The sequence below is a fragment of the Streptomyces sp. PTL18 genome, assembly GCF_059510295.1.
In genome coordinates, this window is record NZ_JCAJZO010000014.1 from 70,742 (window position 1) to 90,114 (window position 19,373).

A 19,373-nucleotide genomic window follows, 5' to 3' on the forward strand; every position below is an offset into this window, starting at 1 on the left:
CGTGAGTACCCCGAGTCGCACCCTGCCCTCCCTGGACCGCACCGATGTCGCCGCACGGCTGCGGGACGCCCTGCTCGGCGCCTCCTTCACCGCCGACGGGCTGCTCGACCTGCTCGGCGCGCCCGCGTACGCGGCGCTCGCGCGGAGCGAGACCGTGCCCGCACTCCGGGCGACGCGTGGGGACACGCCGCTGGAGACGCTCGTACGGCTGTTCCTGCTGCAACAACCCGTGCTCCACGCGCGCGTGGCGGACGTCCTGCCCCTCGACGCGTGCCTGGAGGCGGGCTGGCTGGTGCGCACCGGCGGGGACGAGGTCGCCGCGACCGTGGACGTGCGGCCGTACGGCGGAGCGGACGGCGAGGACTGGTTCATCGTCTCCGACCTCGGGTGTGCCGTCGGCGGGGCGGGAGGGATCGGCAGCCGGGACGAGAGCGTGGTCCTCGGGGTCGGCGGCGCCTCCACCACGCTCGCCGGCATCACCGTACGCACCCCCGTCCACTCCGCCCTCGACCTCGGCACCGGCTCCGGGATCCAGGCGCTGCACGCCGCCCGGCACGCCACGCGCGTGACCGCGACCGACGTCAACCCGCGCGCCCTGCACATCGCCGCGCTCACCCTCGCGCTGTCCGGCGCCCCGGCCGCCGATCTGCGCCGGGGTTCGCTCTTCGAGCCGGTCCGGGACGACGAGACCTTCGACCTGATCGTGTCGAACCCGCCCTTCGTGATCTCCCCCGGCGCCCGGCTCACCTACCGCGACGGCGGGATGGGCGGGGACGACCTGTGCCGCACGCTCGTCCAGCGGTCGGGGGAGCGGCTGAACGCGGGCGGGTTCGCGCAGTTCCTCGCCAACTGGCAGCACGTGGAAGGGGGGGACTGGCAGGACAGGCTCAGGTCCTGGGTGCCGCGCGGCTGTGACGCGTGGATCGTGCAGCGCGAGGTGCAGGACGTCACCCAGTACGCCGAGCTGTGGCTCAGGGACGCCGGGGACCACCGCGGCGACGCGGCCGAGTACCAGGCGCGCTACGACGCCTGGCTGGACGAGTTCGAGGCGCGCAAGGTGCGGGCGGTCGGTTTCGGCTGGATCGCGCTGCGCAGGACCGACGCCGCCGAGCCCTCGATCACGATCGAGGAGTGGCCGCATTCGGTCGAACAGCCGCTCGGCGACACGGTGCGCGCGCACTTCGACCGCGTCGACTACCTGCGGGCGCATGACGACGCCGCCCTGCTCGCCGGGTACTTCAAGCTCGCCGCCGAGGTGGTCCAGGAGCAGGTCGGGCTGCCTGGTGCCGAGGACCCGGAGCACGTGGTGCTGCGCCAGAACCGGGGGATGCGCCGCGCCACCAAGGTGGACACGGTCGGCGCGGGCTTCGCGGGCGTCTGCGACGGCACGCTGAGCGCGGGGCGGATCCTGGACGCCATCGCCCAGCTGGTCGGCGAGGACCCCGTGCTGCTGCGCGACCGCACGCCCGCACAGATCCGGCTGCTGGTCGAACAAGGGTTCCTGGAGCCCGCGCACTGACCGCGGGTGAGGCGGCGGGGTGGCGGGGCAGCGAGGTGGCGCGAGACCCCGCACCAACGAGTTCGCGTCGAGTTCGTTCGTTCCGGCCGCCGGCCCGCCTCCTGTCGCCCCGGGGGCGCACAGGGCGTGCGAGCGGATCGTCCGCCGTGCGTTCACCTCAGGTTCGCGTACGGGCTTTCCCGGCGTGTCAGCCTCCGTCGCCGGGGCGGTTCGGAGGGAGGAAGCCGGGCCGGCCGGGCGGGAGGGAAAAGACATGGAGAGCGTGCCGGCGATCATCACGGGCACGGTGTTCGTCCTGTTCGGCGGCAGTCTGCTGACCTGGACCGCGACCCGGTTGTACCGTGGTGAGCCGATCGCGGACGGTGTGACCCCTGTCGCATCCGCCGCGCTCGCGGGCCTCGCCGCCGCGGCCGCGCTGACGGCGGGCACATGGTGCTTCATCCGCCTCTGACAACACCGTTCACGGTTGCGGGGCGACCGGATCCGCAGTAACCGGGAGATCACCCTCCGGACAGGTCCGAAAAGGCCGCTGAACAGTCCGGGCGGCAGGAATGCCGGTAGTCGGGTTACCGTTCGAGTGGCCGTTGTGGGCTTTTCCCGTTTGACACGGGGGCGGGATGTACCGTCACACTCCGCAGCGTCACCAGCGAGCCAGAAAGCGACCTCACCCCGGGACCAAGGCCTGGGGAGGCCTCAGCGTCGACCGGAGAGAAGAGCGAAGTTGTCCCCGACCAGCGAGACCGCACAGGGCGGCCGCCGACTCGTCATCGTCGAGTCGCCTGCCAAGGCGAAGACGATCAAGGGCTATCTCGGCCCGGGCTACACCGTCGAGGCGAGCGTCGGGCACATCCGCGACCTTCCGAACGGCGCCGCGGAGGTCCCCGAGAAGTACACCGGCGAGGTGCGCCGCCTCGGCGTGGACGTCGAACACGACTTCCAGCCGATCTACGTCGTCAACGCCGACAAGAAGGCGCAGGTCAAGAAGCTCAAGGACCTGCTGAAGGACTCCGACGAGCTGTTCCTCGCCACCGATGAGGACCGGGAGGGCGAGGCCATCGCCTGGCACCTCCAGGAGGTGCTGAAGCCGAAGGTCCCGGTCAAGCGGATGGTCTTCCACGAGATCACCAAGGACGCCATCCAGCAGGCCGTCCGCAATCCGCGCGAACTGAACCAGAAGCTCGTCGACGCCCAGGAGACCCGCCGCATCCTCGACCGCCTCTACGGCTACGAGGTCTCGCCGGTCCTGTGGAAGAAGGTCATGCCGCGCCTGTCGGCCGGCCGTGTCCAGTCGGTCGCGACCCGTCTCGTGGTCGAGCGGGAACGCGAGCGCATGGCCTTCCGCTCCGCCGAGTACTGGGACCTGACGGGCACCTTCGCGACCGGCCGCGCGGGAGACACGTCGGACCCGTCCTCGCTCGTGGCCCGGCTGCAGAGCGTCGACGGCAGGAGGGTCGCGCAGGGGCGCGACTTCGACTCCCTCGGACAGCTCAAGAGCGCCCAGGTCCTCCACCTCGACGAGGCGAACGCCCGTGCGCTGGCCGCCGCCCTGGAGAACACCCGCTTCTCGGTCAGGTCCGTCGAGTCCAAGCCGTACCGCCGCTCGCCGTACGCCCCGTTCCGTACGACGACGCTCCAGCAGGAGGCGAGCCGCAAGCTCGGCTTCGGCGCGAAGGCCACCATGCAGATCGCGCAGAAGCTGTACGAGAACGGCTACATCACGTACATGCGTACGGACTCCACGACCCTGAGCGACACGGCGATCGCCGCCGCCCGTGCCCAGGTCACGCAGCTCTACGGCGCCGACTACCTGCCCCAGCAGCCGCGCACCTACGCCGGCAAGGTCAAGAACGCGCAGGAGGCGCACGAGGCGATCCGTCCCTCGGGTGATCGTTTCCGCACCCCGGCGGAGACCGGTCTGACCGGCGACCAGTTCAAGCTCTACGAGCTGATCTGGAAGCGGACCGTCGCCTCCCAGATGAAGGACGCGACGGGTAACTCGGTCACGGTCAGGATCGGCGGCACCGCCGCCGACGGGCGGGACGCGGAGTTCAGCGCGTCCGGCAAGACGATCACCTTCCACGGCTTCCTGAAGGCCTACGTCGAGGGCGCCGACGACCCGAACGCCGAGCTCGACGACCGCGAGCGCCGGCTGCCGCAGGTCGCGGAGGGTGACGCGCTGAGCGCCGACGAGATCACGGTCGACGGCCACGCGACGAAGCCCCCGGCCCGCTACACCGAGGCCAGCCTGGTCAAGGAGCTGGAGGAGCGCGAGATCGGCCGCCCTTCGACCTACGCGTCGATCATCGGCACGATCCTGGACCGCGGCTACGTGTTCAAGAAGGGCACGGCCCTGGTGCCCTCCTTCCTGTCCTTCGCCGTGGTGAACCTCCTGGAGAAGCACTTCGGGCGGCTCGTCGACTACGACTTCACCGCCAAGATGGAGGACGACCTCGACCGCATCGCCCGCGGCGAGGCGCAGGCCGTGCCGTGGCTGAAGCGGTTCTACTTCGGCGAGACGGCACCCGACAGCGGTTTCGTCGCGGGCGCCAACGGCACCGCGGCCGACGCCGGCAACGGCGACGGGGACCACCTCGGCGGCCTGAAGGAACTGGTGACCGACCTGGGCGCGATCGACGCGCGCGAGGTGTCGTCGTTCCCCGTCGGGAACGACATCGTGCTGCGCGTCGGCCGCTACGGCCCGTACATCGAGCGCGGCGAGAAGGACAGCGAGAAGCACCAGCGCGCCGACATCCCGGCCGACCTGGCGCCGGACGAGCTGACCGTGGAGCTGGCCGAGGAGCTGCTGGCCAAGCCCAGCGGCGACTTCGAGCTGGGCACCGACCCGGCCACCGGGCACACCGTCGTCGCCAAGGACGGCCGCTACGGCCCCTACGTCACGGAGGTACTCCCCGAGGGCACCCCGAAGACCGGCAAGAACGCGGTCAAGCCCCGCACCGCCTCGCTGTTCAAGTCGATGTCCCTGGACACGGTGACCCTCGAGGACGCGCTGAGGCTGATGTCCCTGCCGCGCGTCGTGGGTACCGACGCCGACGGACAGGAGATCACCGCGCAGAACGGCCGCTACGGCCCGTACCTGAAGAAGGGCACGGACTCGCGCTCCCTGCAGTCCGAGGACCAGATCTTCACGATCACGCTGGAGGAGGCGCAGGCGATCTACGCCCAGCCCAAGCAGCGTGGTCGGGCGGCCGCCAAGCCGCCGCTGAAGGAGCTGGGCGAGGACCCGGTCTCCGGCAAGCCGGTCGTGGTCAAGGACGGCCGCTTCGGCCCGTACGTCACCGACGGCGAGACCAACGCGACCCTGCGCTCCGGTGACAGCGTGGAGACGATCACCCCGGAGCGCGGCTTCGAGCTGCTCGCGGAGAAGCGGGCCAAGGCGCCCGCGAAGAAGACGGCGAAGAAGGCCGCCGCGAAGAAGGCACCGGCCAAGAAGACGACGTCGACCGCGGCGAAGAAGACAGCCGCCAAGAAGACCACGGTGAAGAAGACGGCGGCGAAGAAGGCCGCGACCTCCAGGGCGGCTGACGCCGAGTAGGACGCCAAGTGGGCCCCGGCATCTGCCGGGGCCCACTTGTGGAAGCCTTGTGAAGCTTGGTTTTCGCTCCCCGATAAGCTGAAAGCTTGACACTGCCTGTCAGGGCGCCTTCTGCTGCAGCGTCGACCGCGGAAGGACGGGGAACCGCCCAGCGGACCGACACCGACTCCACAGACGTCACTTCGCACCGACCCGGCGGTGGGCCCGGTTGCCCGGACTCGGCCAAACTACCGTGGGTACCTGCCCGCGTACCATCACCCAGTAGAGGGACCCGACGGTTCACCGGACGGAAGAGAGAGATGACGCGAGCCGAGCAGCCAACGGCCCCCGACGCGGCCTCCGACGACGCCCTGGTCGCAGATTCACGCGAGCGCGCCGTTCGCGCCCTGCTGCGCCAGCCGCAGCTGAAGCGGCTGTGGAGCGCCCAGTTCGTGGGCGGCATCGGTGACGCCCTCGCCGTGCTCGTCCTGATCCTGCTCGTCCTCCAGGCGGCCGTCGCCCAGGGTGCGTTCGGTCCCGGCTACCGGGGTGTGGCCTTCGCGATCGCGGCCGTCTTCGGCGCACGGGTGCTTTCCACCCTGCTCTTCGGGGCCGTGCTCCTCGGCCCGCTCAGCGCGCTGACGTCCCAGGAGGGGCCGCTCGACCGCCGCTGGACCATGGTCGGCGCCGACGGTCTGCGGGCCGCCCTGCTGATCGTCGCCCCCCTGTGGATCGACTGGACACCTGGCAGTGCGCTCGCGCTCCTGCTCGTCACCGCCTTCGTCACCGGCGTCGCCGAGCGCTTCTGGACGGTGTGCCGGCAGAGCGCGGCGCCCGCCCTGCTGCCCGCGCCGCCCTTGGAGGGCGCGACGGTGCGTCCGCTGCCCGACCACCTGGACGCCCTGCGCCGCCTGTCGCTGCGGACCGGATTCGTGGCGGTGCCGCTGGCCGCCGCCGGACTCGTCGTGGTCGCGCTGGTGAACAACCTGCTGGGCACGGGCATCGCCTGGTTCGACCAGCACCAGGCGGCCCTCGCGTCGTACGTGGCGGCCGGTCTGTTCGCCGCCTCCCTGGCGGTGGCCACCTCCCTCGAGCTGCCCGACACCCGCACTCCGCGCGCGCGGTCGCCGCTGGAGGGCCTGCGCCGCCCCCGGACGGACGCGGGCGCCGAGAAGGGCCGCACGGGCGCGCTCCCGCTCCTGGTGCTCGCCTGCGCCGCCGTCGCCGGCGCGGTCGCGGCCGCTGTCGCCGTCTCCGTGCTGCACGCCAAGGACCTGGGTGGCGGTCCCGTCCTGTACGGCCTGCTGGTCCTCACGCTGACCGGCGGCGCGGTCGTCGGCATCCGTACGGCCCCCCGCGTGCTCCCGTCGCTCTCGCGGCGCCGGCTGCTCGCGCTGGCGATCGCCTTCACCGGGGTGGCGCTGCTCGCCGCCGGTCTCGACCCGGACGTCACCAGCGTGCTGCTGGCCGCGCTGCTCGCGGGCATCGGCGCGGGCGTGGCCGCGAACACCGGGCACACGCTCCTCGACCAGGAGGTCGAGGAGCACCGCCGGCCGCGCACGACCGAGCACCTGCACGCGGTCGTCCGGGTGTGCGTCGCGCTCTGCGCGCTCGTGGCGCCGCTGGTGGCCGGAGCCATCGGACCGCATCGGATGGAGAACGGCAGGTTCGTGTTCGCGCACGGCGGCGCCGCCTTCACCCTGATGCTGGTCGGCGCGCTGCTGCTGCCCGTGGCCGCGCTGGTCCTCGCCAAGGTCGACGACCGCTCCGGAGTGCCGCTGCGGCAGGACCTGCTCGACGCGCTGCGCGGCGGCGACGATCCCGAGCACGCCCCCGCGGCGAACGGATTCTTCATCGCCCTGGAGGGCGGCGACGGCGCCGGGAAGTCCACCCAGGCCGAGGCGCTCGCCGAGTGGATCCGCGCCAAGGGCCACGAGGTGGTGCTGACCCGCGAGCCGGGGGCCACCCCGGTCGGCAAGCGGCTGCGGTCGATCCTGCTGGACGTCTCCAGTGCCGGCCTGTCGCACCGCGCGGAGGCGCTGCTGTACGCGGCGGACCGCGCGGAACACGTGGACACGGTCGTCCGTCCGGCCCTGGAGCGGGGCGCGGTCGTGATCTCGGACCGGTACATCGACTCGTCCGTGGCCTACCAGGGCGCGGGCCGTGACCTGTCCCCGACCGAGATCGCCCGTATCAACCGCTGGGCGACCGACGGCCTCGTACCGCACCTCACGGTCCTGCTGGACGTCGCGCCGGAGACCGCGCGGGAGCGGTTCACCGAGGCGCCGGACCGGCTGGAGTCGGAGCCGGCCGAGTTCCACGCGCGCGTGCGGTCCGGTTTCCTCACGCTGGCCGCGGCCGACCCCGCGCGCTATCTCGTGGTCGACGCCGGACAGGAGCCCGAGGCGGTCACCACCGTCATCCGGGCCCGGCTCGACCAGATGCTGCCGCTGTCCGAGGCCGAGCTGAAGGCGCAGGAGGAGGCGCGGCGCAGGGCCGAGGAGGAGGCCCGGCGCAAGGCCGAGGAGGAGGCGGCCCGCAAGGCCGAGGAGGAGCGGCTCGAGCGCGAGCGCCAGGAGCAGCTGGCCAAGCTGCGCGCCGAGGAGGAGGAGCGCAAGCGGCGCGAGCTGGAGGAGGCGCAGCGCCGCGAGGCCGAGCGGCAGGCCGAGGAGGCCCGGCAGCGCGCCGAGGAGGCCCGTCGGCGCGCCGAGGAGGAGAAGGCGCGGCTGCTGGCCGAGGAGCAGGCCCGGGCCGAGGAGGAGGCGCGGCGCAGGGCCGAGGAGGAGCGACGTCGCCGGCAGGCCGAGGAGGAGGCCCGGCTGCGGGCGGAGGCCGAGGCACGACGGCTGGAGAAGCAGCGCAAGGCCGAGGAGGCGCTGCTGCGGGCCGAGGAGGCACGCAGGGCCGCGGCGGAGGCGGCGGCCTCGGCAGCGGCGGCCGCATCGGCCCCGCCCGCCACGGAAGCCACCGGATCCGGCGCGCCCGCGCGGGGCGTGTCGCCGGACGCCGAGACGACGGTCCCCACGCCGCTGGTGACGCCGACGAACGCGGCCGGCGGGCCGTTGGACGAGACCGCGGTCCTGCCGCCGGTGCGGGCGCGCGACACCGACGCGGAGACCACGACGGAGCTGCCGGCCCCGGCCGAGCCGCAGGGAGCGGCCGACGAGACGGCGGTGCTGCCCCCGGTGGTGCCGGGAGCCGCCGACGAGACGGCCGTCCTGCCGCCCGTACGGGACGCGGGGGGCGCCGGCCCGGTGGACAGGGTGCCGCCCGGCTTCTTCCGCGACGAGCGTCCGGCACCGCGACCGGACGGCGCCGAGGACCGCACGCGCGAACTGCCGCAGCTGGACGCCGACGGCCGTCCCCGCCGCCCGCGCCCGGACTGGGCGGAGGAGACGCCCCTGGACGACCTCCCGACCCTGGCGGACGAACTGCTCGGCCCCCGCGAGGACGACGACTGGCACGTCGACCGGGACGACCGGGAGCACCGGGACGGCAGGGGCCGCCGGGACCGCAGCGACGACCGGGACGGGCGGGGACGCGGCAGGCGCCGCTGAGCGGGACCCGCTCCGGCGGGGGACCCGGTCCGGCCGCCGGTGCCGCCGCCGGCCCAGCAGGACGTCAGTCAGTGACAGAGTCACGACCACCGGAACCTGGTGGGCAATATCAATGTCAGTGGCGCCCCGCACAATGGATCGCGCCAGGGCACGGTACGACGGAAGGGCGGTGGCCCCATGAGCGTGTGGGACGACCTGGTGGGCCAGGAGAAGGTGTGCGGGCAACTCGCCGCGGCTGCCCGCGACGCCGACGCCCTGGTCACCGCGGCCGCCGCCGACACCCCGCCGCCCGAGGCGTCCAAGATGACGCACGCCTGGCTGTTCACGGGCCCGCCCGGCGCGGGACGCACGCAGGCGGCGCGGGCCTTCGCCGCGGCGCTGCAGTGCGTGAGCCCCGACCGCGCACTTGGCGGCGCCCCCGGCTGCGGCTTCTGCGACGGCTGCCACACCGCCCTGATCGGCACCCACGCGGATGTCACCACCGTCGCCGCCGTGGGTACGCAGATCCTCGCCGACGACATGCGCGACACCGTCCGCAAGTCGTTCACGTCACCGGCGAACGGCCGCTGGCAGGTGATCCTCGTCGAGGACGCCGAGCGGCTGAACGAGAAGTCGGCCAACGCGGTACTGAAGGCGGTGGAGGAGCCCGCTCCCCGCACGGTGTGGCTGCTGTGCGCGCCCTCCCTGGAGGACGTCCTGCCGACGATCCGCTCCCGCTGCCGCCACCTGAACCTGCGCACCCCGTCCGTGGAAGCGGTCGCGGACCTGCTCGTGCGGCGTGACGGCGTCGAGCCGGAGGTCGCTGCCGCCGCCGCCCGCGCCACCCAGGGCCACGTCGACCGTGCCCGCAGACTCGCCACGGACGAGCGGGCCCGTGCCCGCCGGGCCGCCGTCCTCAAGCTCCCGCTGCGGCTCGACGACATCGGTGGCTGCCTCAGAGGCGCCCAGGAGCTGGTCGACGCGGCCACGGAGGACTCCAGGCAGCTCGCCGAGGAGGTCGACGCCAAGGAGACCGAGGAGCTGAAGGCGGCGCTCGGCGCGGTGCAGGGCGGCCGGATGCCACGCGGCACCGCGGGCGTCGTCAAGGAGCTGGAGGACAAGCAGAAGCGCCGCAGAACGCGCACCCAGCGCGACAGTCTGGACCAGGCCCTCACCGATCTCACGGCCTTCTACCGCGACGTCCTCGCCCTTCAGCTCGGCTCCGGCCTCGCCCTCGCGAACACGGACGCGGAAGAGGCCCTGGAGCGGCTGGCCCGCGGCAGCACGCCCGAGGCCACCCTCCGCCGTATCGAGGCGATCGCCGCCTGCCGGGACGCCCTGGACCGCAACGTGGCCCCGCTGCTGGCGGTGGAGGCGATGACGATGGCGCTCAGAGCGGGATGAGGAGCGAGCCCCGGGCGCGCCCCTTCCCCCTCGACCGGGTGGGCCCTGGGCTCGATTGACCGCGTCACTCGTACGAGGCGCCTGGGTCACTGTCGGGCATCAACGCGTCGCGCATGGTTACGCTCACGAAATGCACACCAGGCGTATTCCCGCACCGTCCCGCCTACTGCAGCCCCTCCGCCTCCCTCTGGCCTCCCGCCGATCCGCGGCCGCGACGCGGACGTGCGGCACGCTGCTCGCCGCCGCCGCGCTGCTCGTCTCCGCCTGCTCCACCAGCGGCTCGACGACGGCGACCGCACAGACGGCCCAGGCCGCCCTGCCCGGGGCGACACCGGCGGCACTGGCCCCGTACTACACACAGAAGCTGACCTGGCGCAGTTGCGGCGTCCCCGGTTTCCAGTGCGGCACCATGAAGGCGCCGCGCGACTACGCCGACCCGGGCGCGGGTGACGTACGCCTCGCCGTGGCCCGCAGGAGAGCGACCGGTCGGGGCAGGTCCCTCGGTTCCCTGCTCGTGAACCCGGGCGGGCCGGGCGGTTCGGCGGTCGGCTATCTGGAGCAGTACGCGGGCGTGGGCTACCCGGCCGAGATCCGCGCCCGCTACGACCTGGTGGCCGTCGACCCGCGCGGCGTGGCCCACAGCGAGCCGGTCGAGTGCCTCGACGGCCCTCAGATGGACGCGTACACGCAGACCGACATGACTCCGGACGACCAGCAGGAGACGCGCCGCCTGGTCGAGGCGTACAAGCGTTTCGCGGAGGGCTGCGGACGCCGCTCGGCGGCCATGCTGCGCCATGTCTCCACGGCCGAGGCGGCGCGTGACATGGACATCCTGCGCGCGGTGCTGGGCGACCGGAGGCTGACCTACGTGGGAGCGTCGTACGGGACGTTCCTCGGGGCGACGTATGCGCAACTTTTCCCCGAACGGGTGGGCCGGATTGTGCTGGACGGCGCGATGGACCCGTCCCTGTCCGCGCGCAGGCTCAACGAGGAGCAGACAGCGGGGTTCGAGACGGCGTTCCAGTCCTTTGCCGAGGACTGCGTCCGGCGGTCGGACTGTCCCCTGGGCGGCCCGGGCACGACGCCGGCGAAGGTCGGCGACAGGCTGAAGGCGTTCTTCAAGAAGCTCGACGCGTCACCCATCCCGACGGGCGACGCGGACGGCCGCAGGCTCGGTGAGGCGCTGGCGACGACCGGGGTGATCGCGGCGATGTACGACCAGGCGGCCTGGCCGCGGCTGCGCCAGGCGCTGACCTCGGCGATGCAGCACCGCGACGGTGCCGGACTGCTCATGCTGTCGGACAGCTACTACGAGCGGGGCCCGGACGGCCGGTACTCGAACCTGATGTCCGCGAACGCGGCCGTGAACTGCCTGGATCTGCCACCCGCGTTCTCGGGCCCCGAGGACGTGGAGAAGGCGCTCCCGGCGTTCGAGAAGGCCTCCCCGGTGTTCGGGCGGGTCCTGGCCTGGTCATCGCTGGGCTGCGCGTACTGGCCGGTGCGCGCGACCGGACGGCCGCACCGCATTCAGGCGAAGGGCGCGGCGCCGATCGTGGTCGTGGGCACCACCCGCGACCCGGCCACCCCGTACCGCTGGGCGCGCTCCCTGACCTCCCAACTCTCCTCCGCCCGGCTCCTCACGTACGAGGGCGACGGCCACACGGCGTACGGCCGCGGCAGCGGGTGCGTGGACGCGACAATCGACGCGTACCTGCTCCGCGGCACTCCGCCGGCACGGGGGAAGCACTGCTCGTAGGCGCCGTGGCACCTCCTGGAGACGGGGCCTCCGGGGGGTGGTCGGAGCACCCCGGGAAACTGTGTAGACTTACCGACGTTGCTGATCGCACCATAGTGCGGACAGCGCGCCGCCTTAGCTCAGATGGCCAGAGCAACGCACTCGTAATGCGTAGGTCTCGGGTTCGAATCCCGAAGGCGGCTCCACCTCTGACCAGCGGTTTCCCCAGGGAAGCCGCTGTTCTTGTTTCGGCCTAGTTGCATCGCTAGTTGCCATTGCCACAAACGGCGGTACAACGCTCAGCCCCATAGCGCATCCCCCATTCGCTTCGCCGCATCGTTCGCGAGGACCGAGGCGACGTGCGTGTAGCGGGTCATCATCCGCATGGAGCTGTGTCCGAGGATCTCCATTACGACCCGCGGCGAGACGCCCGCCTCGATCAGTAGAGTGCCGGCCGTGTGCCGGTTGTCGTGCACCCGCGCGTCGCGCAGGCCCGCCGCGGTCAGAATGTCCTTGAACTCCTCCCAGTCCATGCGCGGGTCGATCGGCTTCCCATTGGGCTGGCAGAACACGAGGTCGTTCTCCTCCCACAGCTCGCCCGCCGCCAGGCGTTCGCGCAGCTGGTCCTTGCGGTGCGCCTTCAGCAGCGGCACCAGCGGGGGAGGGATGGGCGCCAGGCGCTTGTTCTTGCCCTTCGGCTCGCGGAAGACCAGGCCCCCGCCTGTGCGTTGGGGGCACGCCTTGGCGTGGTCGGTGCAGTTCTTCGGGCACGGCTTCGGGCAGCCGCGCTTGTAGTTCCTGTGGGCGGTGCAGTTCTTCCGGCACGCCTTGCGGTGGTGGGCCGCGCCGCACGCGTGCGGATCGTCGCAGCCGTGCTGCCACGTGAGGCGCTGCAACTGCCACCAGATCTTCGCGACCCCGTTGTCCAAGTCGACGTACTTCCAGCGCAGCCCGAGCGCCTCGCCCTGGCGCAGGCCGAGCGCGAGGGCGACAGACCAGCGGGCACCGTTGCGGCGTTCGGCAGCCTCAGCGAGCAGCGCGCGGGCCTCGGCCTGGGTGAAGGGCTCGATCTCCTCCTCGGCAGCCTGCGGCGGCTCGACGAGGGTGGCGACGTTCCGGTGCACGATGTCCCGTTGCATGGCCACTTTCAGTGCCCGGGCGATGATCCGGTGGGTCTTCAGCACCGTGCCGGACGACAGCCCCTGCTTGATCATGCGGAGGTACAGGGCGTCGAGGTGCTCGGCGGCGAGCTTGTCGACGCGGTGCTTCCCGATGCCGGGGAACAGGTACAGCCTGCACTTCGACCGGTAGTCGTCGAGGGTCCGCGGGCTCATTGTCCCGTCGGCGACCTTGCGTGCGCAGGCGGTGTCCATCCACGTGGTGAGCCACTGCTCGACGGTCGGCGGGCGGCCGGCCTTCTTCGTCTTGCCCGCGTCCCGCTCGCGTTCCAGCTGGCGCATCTTGCCGCGCACGACGTCCTCGTCTGCGCCCATTCGGTGGCGGCGGTCCGGGGCCCCGTTCGGCTTGACGCCGACGGTCACCCAGGCGTGCCATTTTCCGTCCGACTCCGAGAAGTAGAACGAGCTCTCTCCGTTGCTGCGCCGCCCGCTCATCCTGCCCTCCCTGCCCGCGCGGGCGGGAGGATGCCGCGCTTCCGCGCTTCGTAGATCCATCGGTGGACGGTGCGCACAGGGACGTTGGCCGACTCGGCGATGGATGGCGCCGGCGCCTTGGTCGCGTCTGTCAGCACGCGGTAGGCGTCTGCCACGTCCTGAAGGAAGTCGTCCGTCAGTCGACCTTCCGGGGCTTTGAGCTGCGGCATTCTGCCTGCGGGCGTGATCAGCATTCCGCTGTCCCGGGGGGCGATCCCCACGGGCATCACCCCGTCGCTCGCCTCGAAGTAATCCTCAAGGCTGTCTAGGTTCGGGGGTTCGATGTTTGGAACGCCGTCAGTGAACGCTGCTCGGCCTTCGGCGAGAGCAGTCCTTGATTGCTCATCCTTGGCCGTGGCTGGCGCCTCGATCAGCACGAAGGCCAAGTGACTCTCCAGGGCGGAGATGGGAATGCGGCGCCAGGTGCGTCCGCTGAGTGGTTCGCCTCCTCGCGACCGCATGATCGCGTTCTGAAGCTCTACCCGCTCATGTCCTTTGCTGCCATTGATCTGGAACTGCAGATAGACGGTCGGCCCGTCGCTCGACGTCTCGCGCAATCGAAGCCACCCCCAAGGGCGCATATCGATTTCCCACTGATCAATCTGCAAGTCCATACCCCGAGCATCCCAGGAGCGCCACGCGGTGAGCAAGTGGACCCACACGCCCGAGTAAGTGGGCGCACGTACTTGCGCGACCTTCGGCGACTCTCTAGTGTGATGGTGAGCAAGCGGTGACAGGTACTTGCCGCCACCTACTCAGGAGACTTGTATGTCCCGGATTCTGTACCCGACCGCCGAGGTCGCCGAGCAACTCGGCGTTGGCCTGACGACCGCCAAGGCACTCATCAAGAGCGGCGAGTTGCGGAGCGTCAAGATCGGCCGCGCCCGACGCGTACCGGCAGATGCCCTGCGTGAGTACGTCCGGCGCCTCGACGCGGAGCAGAACGGCGAGAGCGCCGCATGAGAGCGGCCCCTGTGCAGGCGCCGGCGTTGCGAGCACCGACGACGCGCAGGGGCCTGAACGCCCCACCAAGACGAAACCCCCGGCCCACCTCCTACAGCGACCGAGGGCTCGTCATCTCAGAAAGAAGGAGAGGACGTCATGTCCCATCGTACGAACACCCTCGCCGTCCCCGCCATCGACCTCACCCCGACCGGCCACGTCGCGTACGCCGTAGCCGTCGACCCGCACGACCGTGCAGACCACGCCGAGGCCGGCCGTGAGCACGGCAGGAACGGCGTCGCCGTGCTCAGCCCCGACGAACTCGGGTCGGCGGAGGCGTTCGGTGTGGCCGCAGCCGCGATGAAGGAGGCGCTGCGGCTGTCCGCCGACCCGGCGCTGACGGCCCTCTTCCTGCGCTCGGTGCTCGACGTGCACGCCGAGAAGCGGCAGAGCTGACCAATCCCGCCTCGCGAGGCGCGGCCTTACGGCAACCCTCAACGCGCCCCGCCCTCGCGACAGGACACCACGAACGTGAGTACCACCCGTATCCCTGCTGGGCCCGCTGCGTGTGCGGCTCGGGCCCAGCACCCGCGCCCCGCTGCAACGGACGGCGACACCAGCGTGTACGACCCACAGCTTGTGGCCCGGTACGAGGTCATCAGGGAACGGCGCGCAGTCCTTATCGCCGCGCTGCGGGAGATCTTGACGGAGCAGCCCACCCCCCGCCTGGTCCGCACGGTCGCGCACCGACTCGCGAACGAGGTCCATCTGATCGCCGACAGCATCGTCCGCGACATGGAGTCCACGGGGGAGCGGCCATGACCAGCGACCCCACCACCCTGTGGGCGTCCGCGCGTCTCGCTGAGCTCCTCGAGGACCAGGACGACCCACCTAAGTACGGCAGCGATTCATGGCGGCGGCTCCCCAGTACCGACGCCCGTAAGACGGCGGCGCTCATCCACGCTGCCGAGCTGTGGCGCCGCTTCGGAGACGAGGAAGATCTTTTGGCCTGGTTCCGTGACGCGTCCCGCTCGCACCAGTCGCTGGTCAGCCGGCGGACGCTCGCCGAGCTCGACGAGCTCGCCCGGCCGAAGCTGCCGCACCAGCTACGCGCCACCGCCGGATGGCCGCCGATCGCAGTCCCAGGCCGACCTGGCTGGTACCGGCAGCTCGTCGACGGCGAGCAGGTCGACGTCCAGCGGACGGAGGCCGCGGCGTGAGCGAGGCCTTCGACCTGATGGAGCAACTGACCGGCGAACGCCCGCGCTGCGAGCGGCACCACCAGTACCTGCCGTGCGGTCACGTCGAGTGCCGAGGTGGGGAGGTCGCAGTCAAGGAGAGAGGCATCGCCCACTGGCACTCGGACATGGGGGGCGAAGACGGCGCGCCGGAGGACCGACTGCCCATCGCCTTCTGGGACGCCACGTCCACTCTCAGCCAGATCCGGCGGATGGCTCACGCCCGCCGCACCTCTCCCGACGCCGTCCTCCACGCCGTCCTGGCGCGCATCGCGGCTATGGCAGACCCCACCGTCCGCGTCGATGGCGGCATCCATCAGCCTGCAACCCTCGGCTGGTACTGCGGACTGTTCGGCCCGTCCGGCGCCGGCAAGGGCCAGGCCGAGAACACCGCCGAGGAACTCACCCCGTTCCCGAACATCAACCTTGCCTACATCGACATCTCTACCGGGCAGGGCGTCATCGCCGCCTATCTGGACCTTGACGTCGATCCCGAGGACGCCGAAGGGAAGAAGAAGGTGCTCGTGCAGACGAGGACCCGCGGCTACGCCCTCGCCACTGAGGGCAGCGTGCTCGACGCCATGGCGCAGATGTCCGCAGCCGCCACCCTCAACGGTGTCCTGTGCAAGGCGTGGATGAGTGAGCGGCAGGGCACCTCCAATGCGGAGGTCGAGCGGCGTCGCGTGCTGCCCAAAGGGTCCTACACGCTGTCCATGTCGCTCGGCGTGCAGGAGGAGCCGGCCGCGAAGTTGCTGGAGATGGGATCGATCGGTCTCCCTCAGCGCCTCGCTTGGGCGCACGCCACCCTCGGTCCCGACACACCACAGCGCAGGCCGACCGTCACCGGGCCCGTCACCGTCACCGGCCGGGACGGAAGCGAGACCCCCGTCACCACGTGGGTGGCATACCTCCGGAATCTCACGATCCGGGTGCCCGAGCAGGTCACCGAGGAACTCGACGAGCTCGCGCTGCAGATCTCGTTCGGACGGGGCGCCGAGACGCCGCTCGACACGCACGAGCCTCTGTGGCGGTTGAAGTGCGCCGCGCTCCTCGCCCTCCTGCACGGGCGTACCTCTGTTACGGGCGAGGATTGGGAAGCGGCCAGAGTGATGTGGCGGACCTCGAGGAACGTCCGCGACCGCGTCCAGGAAGCCGCCAAGCGGCGCACGCAAGCCGAGATGGACGCGCGCCGGGCAGAGGCCGTCCTGACGGCCGTGGAGTCCCAGGCTGCGGTGTACGAGGTCGTCAACGGCGTACATCCGACCGTCGAGAACGTTGCCAAGCGCGCCCACCGCTACCTCACCCGTCAAGGCGGCGAGATCCCGGCACGCGATGTCAGTAGGGCGTGCGTGGCGAAGACGGACCGCGAGAAGTACCGGGCGTCTGGAGAAGACGGCTCGCTGTGGACGGCGGCACTCCAGTACGGCGCCGAACAGGGCTGGCTGGTGCCGCTACAGGGCGGTCTCCTGGCTGCTGGCGCGGTCGCTCCGGAGGCGTCGTGATTACGGCGCGTGTTGTCGGAACGTCGGAAGCGTCGGAAGCGACTTTCCGACAGCTCCTCGCCCTTAAAGCGGACATTAATAGACAAATCAATCGAGTTGAGAATCGCGAAACGCGCGAAAGCCCAGGTCGCCGACTGAACCCCTGCCGGAAACCCGCCTTCCGACAGTCGAAGTTCCGACACCACAGAGAGTCGCAGGGCGGCTCGGCCATCGCCGCATCCCCGGAGGACTCCCGCATGACCACCATGAAGACCGCCCGCACCGCCTTCACCCAGGCCGCCCGCCTCACCCACGCCCTCGCCGCCGTACGCGACCTGTACGGCGTCCACCCGCAGCTGACCGTCACCCCGGACGGCGTACTCGTCGCGATCCCGTGGACCGTGGGCCGCAGCGACATGCGGGAGGCCCTCGCCGGAGACATCGCGCTCCTGCTCGGCGTCGAGCTGGCCGTCGACGGCAGCACCGACCCTGAGGACCCGTACATCGATCTGCGCGGCATCGGCGTCCTGGACGGCGTCACCGTCCAAGTGGCCCTCACCTACCCGCCCGCCGTCGCCGAGGCGCCATGACCAGCCACGTCGAGCAGCAGATCGCCGACCGAATCGCCCGGATCCGCGCCGAGGAGGAACGAAAGCACCAGCAGCGGGAGGACCTCGCCGCGGCCCGGGCCGCCGGTGTTGCCCGCCGGCACGCACAGCGGCTCTACCGCCAGGCCAACACCCCCACCCAGAACAGCGAGGACTCCACCATGCCCACGCCCCTGCCCGTACACCGCACCGACCACTGCCCCGCCTGCCGCACCCAGCGGCCCACCAGGCGCGTGGGATCCGTGACCATCGCCCGCACCCCGTACGACGTCGTCAGGTGCGGACACGGGCCCTGCGAGCTGCTTTGGCTCGTACGCGCTGAGCGGCCCCGTACCGCCCCCGCGGCGGCCTGACCCCCGACCGTCATGACCTGCCCCGAGGAGACCCACCGTCATGACCCAGCACGCCTTGACGCTCACCGCCATCGCCCTGTGGTCCGTCCTGCTCGCCCTGGCCGTCGCCCAGCTCACCGCCGAACACCGCTGGCGACGACGCCGCGCACGCCGTACCACCACCCCCCAGCCCCACACCCCAGGAACAACCGATGCCCCCTGAACACCCCACCCAGGTGACCGGCAGACCGCTCGTCACCGCCGGCCGCGTGCAGCTCCTCGTCGACTGTCCCCGCTGCGCCGGAGTCCACCGCCACCTCGACGCCGGCGCCCGCCGCGGCCCGTACGGCGCCAGATACACCGTCACCAGCCGACGGGACCCCGCAGGAGCCACCTCATGAAGGTCTACAAGTTCCACCCCTGCGGGGAGCGGCACACGTCCTGGCCGAGCCTCGCCGCCTGCTGCTGGCCGCACGCCACCATCGAGGGCGACGGCCCGTACGCGGCGACCTCCTGCGGCGTCCGTGTCGTGGTCCTGTACGAGTCCGCCGATCAGGCGCACGCCCGTAAGCGCAACCTCGACCGAGACGGCTGCAGACCGAGCTGCTACCGCCGCCATCACGTCATCGCCTTGGCCCCCGCCTACGACAACGCCAAGCCGCCGAAGCCCGGCAGCACAGTCATCCGCCGCGCCACAACACCCGCCACGCCACCCCGGCCCGAGCCTCGAGGCCCCATCTGCGGGCGACCGCGGACGAACGGCGAGCCCTGCCGCCGGCCCGCAGGCTGGGGAGCCGACCCCGGGGAGAAGTACTGCCGGGACCACGGCGGGAGCGTCGCCGAGCGGCTCGCAGCGAAGGAGCGTCTCGTCGAACAGGCGCTCGTCTTCGCCCAGCTCTCCGAGAAGGCGCGTACGGCCCCGCTGACGCCCGAGGAGCTGCGTCAGGCCGAGGAGGCTGCGCGGCACGTGCTGATGGCCGGTAGGGGCGATCGTGGCTCCTCGCCGGTGGCGCTGCCTGTGCTGGCGGGGTTGCTTCGTGCGCCGGTCGTTGGGGTTCCGGTTTTGGTCGAGCGGTTGTTGGGGTTGCTCGATCCGACGTCGGTAGATGGGGGTGCGTGATGCCCAGTGAGGAGATCACGAGGCGAGGGCTTCAGGCGGCGGTGGCGCTCGTGACGGCGGCGAACGCTGGGTTGCAGATCCCGCAGGCCGAGTTGTTGGGGGAGACGCCGGCGGAGGAGGCGCTGCGGGCGCTGGTGGTGCTGGCGTCGTGCTTCCTGACGTTCGGGGCGCCGTCGGTGCCTGGGGTGGCGTTGCAGGCGGCTGGCCGGATCGCCGGGCGCCTCGAGGTCCAGGAAGGGGATGGCCAGTGAGGGGCGGCCCGTTTCGGGGTGGT

General features: G+C 71.6%; 19 protein-coding genes and 1 tRNA gene. 18 read left to right on the top strand and 2 right to left on the bottom strand.

Annotated features, from left to right (window positions below):
• Position 1: 1 nt before the first annotated feature.
• The 7 genes from AC5WS8_RS24660 to AC5WS8_RS24690 all read left to right on the top strand — a co-directional run bounded on the left by AC5WS8_RS24660 (position 2) and on the right by AC5WS8_RS24690 (position 11,932).
• Entirely contained in the window at positions 2–1,519 is a 1,518-nt protein-coding gene (locus AC5WS8_RS24660; RefSeq protein ID WP_496105635.1) for a DUF7059 domain-containing protein, read from the top strand.
• Between the two features lie 253 nt (positions 1,520–1,772).
• On the top strand, positions 1,773–1,970 hold the full coding sequence (locus AC5WS8_RS24665) for a hypothetical protein (protein WP_496105636.1): 198 nt from the start codon (positions 1,773–1,775) through the stop codon (positions 1,968–1,970).
• A gap of 270 nt (positions 1,971–2,240) precedes the next feature.
• Complete coding sequence (topA, locus tag AC5WS8_RS24670; RefSeq protein WP_496105637.1) at positions 2,241–5,072, top strand: type I DNA topoisomerase; 2,832 nt, start codon at positions 2,241–2,243, stop codon at positions 5,070–5,072.
• Between the two features lie 299 nt (positions 5,073–5,371).
• Entirely contained in the window at positions 5,372–8,608 is a 3,237-nt protein-coding gene (gene tmk / locus AC5WS8_RS24675; RefSeq protein WP_496105638.1) for a dTMP kinase, read from the top strand.
• A gap of 177 nt (positions 8,609–8,785) precedes the next feature.
• Entirely contained in the window at positions 8,786–9,991 is a 1,206-nt protein-coding gene (locus AC5WS8_RS24680) for a DNA polymerase III subunit delta' (RefSeq protein WP_496105639.1), read from the top strand.
• A gap of 130 nt (positions 9,992–10,121) precedes the next feature.
• On the top strand, positions 10,122–11,747 hold the full coding sequence (locus AC5WS8_RS24685; protein ID WP_496105640.1) for an alpha/beta hydrolase: 1,626 nt from the start codon (positions 10,122–10,124) through the stop codon (positions 11,745–11,747).
• 108 nt (positions 11,748–11,855) lie between these two features.
• Positions 11,856–11,932, top strand: a tRNA-Thr gene (locus AC5WS8_RS24690).
• Between the two features lie 93 nt (positions 11,933–12,025).
• Here the strand turns inward: AC5WS8_RS24690 and AC5WS8_RS24695 are convergent.
• Together AC5WS8_RS24695 and AC5WS8_RS24700 are read right to left on the bottom strand one after the other, a co-directional pair.
• The gene (locus tag AC5WS8_RS24695) at positions 12,026–13,339 is read right to left on the bottom strand and encodes a tyrosine-type recombinase/integrase (protein WP_496105641.1); all 1,314 of its coding nucleotides are present in this window, start codon (positions 13,337–13,339) and stop codon (positions 12,026–12,028) included.
• The gene (locus tag AC5WS8_RS24700) at positions 13,336–13,992 is read right to left on the bottom strand and encodes a hypothetical protein (protein WP_496105642.1); all 657 of its coding nucleotides are present in this window, start codon (positions 13,990–13,992) and stop codon (positions 13,336–13,338) included. Before AC5WS8_RS24700 ends, AC5WS8_RS24695 begins: the two co-directional genes overlap by 4 nt.
• 154 nt (positions 13,993–14,146) lie before the next feature.
• Here AC5WS8_RS24700 and AC5WS8_RS24705 point away from each other — a divergent pair, with 154 nt between their 5' ends.
• The 11 genes from AC5WS8_RS24705 to AC5WS8_RS24755 all read left to right on the top strand — a co-directional run bounded on the left by AC5WS8_RS24705 (position 14,147) and on the right by AC5WS8_RS24755 (position 19,350).
• Positions 14,147–14,341, top strand: a complete 195-nt coding sequence (locus tag AC5WS8_RS24705) for a helix-turn-helix domain-containing protein (RefSeq protein ID WP_496105643.1) — start codon at positions 14,147–14,149, stop codon at positions 14,339–14,341.
• Between the two features lie 138 nt (positions 14,342–14,479).
• Positions 14,480–14,776: a hypothetical protein gene (locus AC5WS8_RS24710; RefSeq protein ID WP_496105644.1), complete on the top strand. Its 297-nt coding sequence runs from the start codon at positions 14,480–14,482 to the stop codon at positions 14,774–14,776.
• 75 nt (positions 14,777–14,851) lie between these two features.
• Entirely contained in the window at positions 14,852–15,142 is a 291-nt protein-coding gene (locus AC5WS8_RS24715; protein ID WP_496105645.1) for a hypothetical protein, read from the top strand.
• On the top strand, positions 15,139–15,540 hold the full coding sequence (locus tag AC5WS8_RS24720) for a tetratricopeptide repeat protein (RefSeq protein ID WP_496105646.1): 402 nt from the start codon (positions 15,139–15,141) through the stop codon (positions 15,538–15,540). The genes AC5WS8_RS24715 and AC5WS8_RS24720 overlap by 4 nt, the downstream gene beginning before the upstream one ends.
• Positions 15,537–17,060, top strand: a complete 1,524-nt coding sequence (locus tag AC5WS8_RS24725; RefSeq protein ID WP_496105647.1) for a hypothetical protein — start codon at positions 15,537–15,539, stop codon at positions 17,058–17,060. Before AC5WS8_RS24720 ends, AC5WS8_RS24725 begins: the two co-directional genes overlap by 4 nt.
• 236 nt (positions 17,061–17,296) lie before the next feature.
• On the top strand, positions 17,297–17,629 hold the full coding sequence (locus AC5WS8_RS24730; RefSeq protein ID WP_496105648.1) for a hypothetical protein: 333 nt from the start codon (positions 17,297–17,299) through the stop codon (positions 17,627–17,629).
• Entirely contained in the window at positions 17,626–18,000 is a 375-nt protein-coding gene (locus AC5WS8_RS24735) for a hypothetical protein (RefSeq protein WP_496105649.1), read from the top strand. Before AC5WS8_RS24730 ends, AC5WS8_RS24735 begins: the two co-directional genes overlap by 4 nt.
• Positions 18,001–18,040: 40 nt before the next feature.
• Positions 18,041–18,202: a hypothetical protein gene (locus AC5WS8_RS24740; RefSeq protein WP_496105650.1), complete on the top strand. Its 162-nt coding sequence runs from the start codon at positions 18,041–18,043 to the stop codon at positions 18,200–18,202.
• Positions 18,192–18,380 carry a hypothetical protein gene (locus tag AC5WS8_RS24745; RefSeq protein ID WP_496105651.1) on the top strand — a complete coding sequence of 63 codons (189 nt, stop codon included), beginning with the start codon at positions 18,192–18,194 and terminating at the stop codon, positions 18,378–18,380. The genes AC5WS8_RS24740 and AC5WS8_RS24745 overlap by 11 nt, the downstream gene beginning before the upstream one ends.
• Positions 18,377–19,099, top strand: coding sequence for a hypothetical protein (locus AC5WS8_RS24750; RefSeq protein WP_496105652.1), 723 nt, complete (start codon positions 18,377–18,379; stop codon positions 19,097–19,099). Before AC5WS8_RS24745 ends, AC5WS8_RS24750 begins: the two co-directional genes overlap by 4 nt.
• Entirely contained in the window at positions 19,099–19,350 is a 252-nt protein-coding gene (locus AC5WS8_RS24755; RefSeq protein WP_496105653.1) for a hypothetical protein, read from the top strand. Before AC5WS8_RS24750 ends, AC5WS8_RS24755 begins: the two co-directional genes overlap by 1 nt.
• Positions 19,351–19,373: the final 23 nt, after the last annotated feature.